General features: G+C 76.3%; 3 protein-coding genes and 2 pseudogenes. 3 read left to right on the top strand and 2 right to left on the bottom strand.

What is annotated here, in order from left to right; all coding sequences use genetic code 11:
- From HGA02_RS12995 to HGA02_RS12985, 3 genes are all read left to right on the top strand, one after another.
- Nucleotides 1-422, top strand: a 422-nt coding sequence (locus HGA02_RS12995) for a penicillin acylase family protein (RefSeq protein WP_168679362.1), incomplete at its 5' end; no start/stop codon positions are given.
- Complete coding sequence (locus HGA02_RS12990) at nt 419-1,039, top strand: GNAT family N-acetyltransferase (RefSeq protein WP_168679361.1); 621 nt, start codon at nt 419-421, stop codon at nt 1,037-1,039. The genes HGA02_RS12995 and HGA02_RS12990, both read left to right, overlap by 4 nt.
- Nucleotides 1,040-1,134: 95 nt before the next feature.
- Nucleotides 1,135-1,650 carry a hypothetical protein gene (locus tag HGA02_RS12985; protein WP_168679360.1) on the top strand — a complete coding sequence of 172 codons (516 nt, stop codon included), beginning with the start codon at nt 1,135-1,137 and terminating at the stop codon, nt 1,648-1,650.
- Nucleotides 1,651-1,732: 82 nt separating this feature from the next.
- Here HGA02_RS12985 and HGA02_RS21840 read toward each other — a convergent pair.
- Nucleotides 1,733-2,899 (bottom strand): annotated as a pseudogene (locus HGA02_RS21840) (ATP-binding cassette domain-containing protein); the annotation flags it as partial.
- Nucleotides 2,900-3,052: 153 nt separating this feature from the next.
- Nucleotides 3,053-3,535: pseudogene (locus HGA02_RS21835) on the bottom strand (ATP-binding cassette domain-containing protein); the annotation flags it as partial.
- Between the last annotated feature and the right edge of the window lie 169 nt (nt 3,536-3,704).

The following is a 3,704-nucleotide window of genomic DNA, read 5'->3' as shown; positions in this document are numbered from 1 at the left end:
TCCGTGCCGCGCTCGAGGACGTGGCCGCCGGGGCGCACGCCCCCCGGACGGACGGCACCGCGGCGGACGACGAGCCCGCGACCTGGGCGGACCTGCACCGCCTGCACCCCCTGCACGTGCTCGACGAGGTCCCGGGGTGCGCGTCCCCGTTCGTGGTGGACGCCGGCGTCGGCGGCGACACGGAGTGCGTGCGCTCGACGTCGTCGACCCCCGGCGTCACGCACCGCTCCTGGCGTGGCTCGGTCGCGCGCTACGTGTGGGACCTGGCCGACCGCGAGCGCAGCCGCTGGAACGTGCCCTTCGGCGCGAGCGGCGTGCCCGGCGACCCGCACGCCCTCGACCAGCTCGACACGTGGCTCGAGGCCCGCACGACCGAGGTCGTCACCGACTGGGACCGGCTGCACCGGGAGGACCTGCCATGACCACCGCCCCCACGACGGGCGCGCGCCTGCGCTCGGGACCGCGCGGCACGGTCGTCGACGAGCGCGACGTGCCCGGCCTGGGCGTCCTCACGACGACGGTCCTCGACCCCGACGGCGACCTCGACACCGTGCACGCCTGGGTCACACAGCCGCACACCGGGTTCTGGGGCCTCGGCGGGCTGAGCCGCACCGGGCTGCGCGACACGTACGCGTTCGTCGACGGCCTGCCGACCCACCACGCGTTCCTGCTGCGCCGCGACGGCCTGCCCGTCGCGCTGCTCCAGACGTACGAGCCCGAGCACGACCCGGTCGGCGAGGCCTACGACGTCCAGCCGGGAGACGTCGGCCTGCACTTCCTGCTCGGCGCGCGCGGCCGCCCGACCCCGCGCTTCTCGACGCTGCTCATGGGCGCCGCGCTCGACGCGCTCTTCGAACCGCCGGCCGCCCGTCGCGTCGTCATCGAGCCCGACGCGCGCAACGACCGGGCGGTGTCCCGCGCCGTGCGTCAGGGCTTCGTGCTCGGGCCCGTCGTCGACCTCCCGACCAAGCGCGCGCAGCTCGCCTCTCTCACGCGCGAGCGCTGGACGGAGGTGCGCCCCACGACCGCCGGGGCGTGAGCGCGCGGCCGGCGCCCGAGGATCATCCTTGTCGCGCGCGCCCGGGGGGCGGACGCTGGACCGGTCGGGCGCACGAGGATCGGGGGGACCTCGCCATGGCCGGGACGTCGAGCGAGCCGGAGCAGCAGCCGCACCTGGGAGCGGTCACGTGGGCGCCGCTGCACGACCGCGCGAGCGCGCTGCGGTCGGTGCGGTGGTGGAGCGTCGCGGGTGGCCTGGGCTTCGTCGTCGCGGCGTCGGTCGCGGTCGTCGTCGCCGGGACGTCGGCGGACCGGGCGCTCGCGATGTACGGCATCGGCGCGGCGGTCGCGGTGGGCGCGCTGCTCGTCGGCGTCGGGGTCGGGCTGCTGACCGCGGAGGCCGTGCGGTCCGACGCGTTCGCGGTCCCACCCGGGCTGCACACGCCGCCGGACCCCGACAAGCCGCAGTCCGCCGTCGGCGGGATGCTGCCCGCGGGGGCGACGCTCGAACAGCTCGGCACGTTCCTGGGGACGGTGCGCCAGGTGCTGGCGGGCCTCTCCCCGGGCCGCATCTGCACGATGCTGGGCACGATCCTGCTCGTCGTCGGCGCGGCGACCGCGGTGGCCGCGTCGAACCTGCTCGCCGGCTGAGCGAGCGGGCCCTCCCGCCCGCACGGCACGGCACGGCGCGGCACGGCACGGAGCGCGTGACGCCGAGAGGGCGTGCGGGGGACTAGCCCGCGACCTCTGCGGCCTCGAGCCATGCGGCCTCGAGCTCGTCCTTCTCGGCGGCGAGCGTGCGCAGCTCGGCGTCGAGCGCGAGGACGGCCTGGTGGTCGGTCGCCTGCGCGGCCATCTTGTCGTGCAGGTCCTTCTCGAGGTCGGCGATGCGCGACAGGCGACGCTCGATGCGCGCGATCTCCTTGCGGGCGGCGCGCACCTCGGCCTGCGTCGGCCCCGCGACGGCGGCGGTGTCGCCCGGCAGCGGCATGTCGGCGGCGGGTGAGGTCGCCGCGGGCGGCTGGGCCTCGCCGGCCGCGTAGCGCAGCTCGAGGTACTGCTCGACGCCGCCGGGCAGGTCGCGGAGCTTCGCGTCGCCGAGGAGTGCGACCTGCCGGTCGCACACGCGCTCGAGCAGGTACCGGTCGTGCGAGACGACGACGAGCGTGCCGGGCCAGCCGTCGAGCAGGTCCTCGAGCGCGGCGAGCGTGTCGGTGTCGAGGTCGTTGGTCGGCTCGTCGAGCAGCAGGACGTTGGGCTCGCCGACGAGGAGACGCAGCAGCTGCAGGCGCCGCCGCTCGCCACCGGACAGGTCGCGGACGGGCGTGCGCGCGCGGTCGCGCGGGAAGCCGAGCCGCTCGACGAGCTGCGACGCGGTGAGCTCCTTGCCACCGACGACGATCGACCGCTTCTCGCGCTCGACGACCTCGACGACGCGCAGGTCCGCGAGCTCGTCGAGGTCCTCGACGTCCTGCCGCATCTCGGCGACCGCGACGGTCTTGCCGCGCTTGACCCGCCCCGACGTGGGCGCGAGCCGCCCGGCGAGCAGGCGGAGCAGCGTCGTCTTGCCCGCGCCGTTGACGCCGACGACGCCGATCCGGTCGCCCGGGCCGAGCCGCCAGGTCACGTCGTCGAGCAGCACCTTGTCGCCGAACCCGAGCGTCACGTCCTCGACGTCGAGCACGTCCTTGCCGAGGCGAGCGGTCGCCATCCGGGCGAGCTCCATGCGGTCGCGCGGCGGCGGCTCGTCGGCGATGAGCGCGTTCGCGGCGTCGATGCGGAACCGCGGCTTCGACGTGCGGGCAGGGGCGCCGCGGCGCAGCCACGCGAGCTCCTTGCGGAGCAGGTTCTGCCGCTTCTCCTCGGTGGTCGCCGCGGTCCGGGCACGCTCGGCACGTGCGAGCACGTAGGCCGCGTACCCGCCGTCGTACTGGTCGACGCCGCCGTCGTGCACCTCCCAGGTGCGCGTGCAGACGGCGTCGAGGAACCAGCGGTCGTGCGTCACGACGACGAGCGCCCCGGAGCCGCGCGCGTACCGCTCGACGAGGTGCGCGGCGAGCCACGCGACGCCCTCGACGTCGAGGTGGTTCGTCGGCTCGTCGAGCACGAGCACCTCGTCGTCGCGGACCAGCAGCGCCGCGAGCGCGACCCGACGACGCTGCCCGCCCGACAGGGACGACACGTCGGCGTCGAGACCGACGTCGGACAGCAGGCCCGCGTGCACCGCGCGGATGCGGGCGTCGGACGCCCACTCGTGCGCGTCGGCGGACCCGTGCACCGCGTCGAGGACCGTGCCGGGCGGCAGGTCGTCGCGCTGGTCGAGGACGGCGACCCGGGCACCGCCCGCGCGCGTGACGCGTCCGGCGTCGGGCTCCTGGAGGCCCGCGAGGACGCGCAGCAGGGTGGACTTGCCGGCGCCGTTGGGGCCGACGACGCCGATGCGCTGGCCGTCGTCCAGGCCGAGGCTGACCTCGTCGAGGAGCGTGCGCGTGCCGAGCGTGAGGGTGACGCGGTCCGCGCCGAGCAGGTGAGCCATCGAGGCGACAGGCTACCCGCCGGGATCGGGCCCTCGACGACCGCGCTGGTCAACCGCGCACGATGACCGCGCGGCGGGTCAGTCCGTCGCCGACACCACGCGCGCACCCGCGACCGGACCGGCCGCGGTGAGCACGCGGTCCGCGACGCCCGACGCGGTGAACGCGGCC

Origin of the sequence: Cellulomonas septica, from assembly GCF_012396155.1 — a bacterium.
Taxonomy (GTDB): Bacteria; Actinomycetota; Actinomycetes; order Actinomycetales; family Cellulomonadaceae; genus Cellulomonas; species Cellulomonas septica.
The sequence above is the reverse complement of the archived record's forward strand: the minus strand, read 5'-3'. Positions and strand labels throughout refer to the sequence as shown.

Bases quoted from the DNA above. Each gene is read 5' to 3' on its own strand.
- HGA02_RS12990 (WP_168679361.1), top strand. From the start codon at position 419: ATGACCACCGCCCCCACGACGGGCGCGCGCCTGCGCTCGGGACCGCGC.
- HGA02_RS12985 (WP_168679360.1), top strand. From the start codon at position 1,135: ATGGCCGGGACGTCGAGCGAGCCGGAGCAGCAGCCGCACCTGGGAGCG.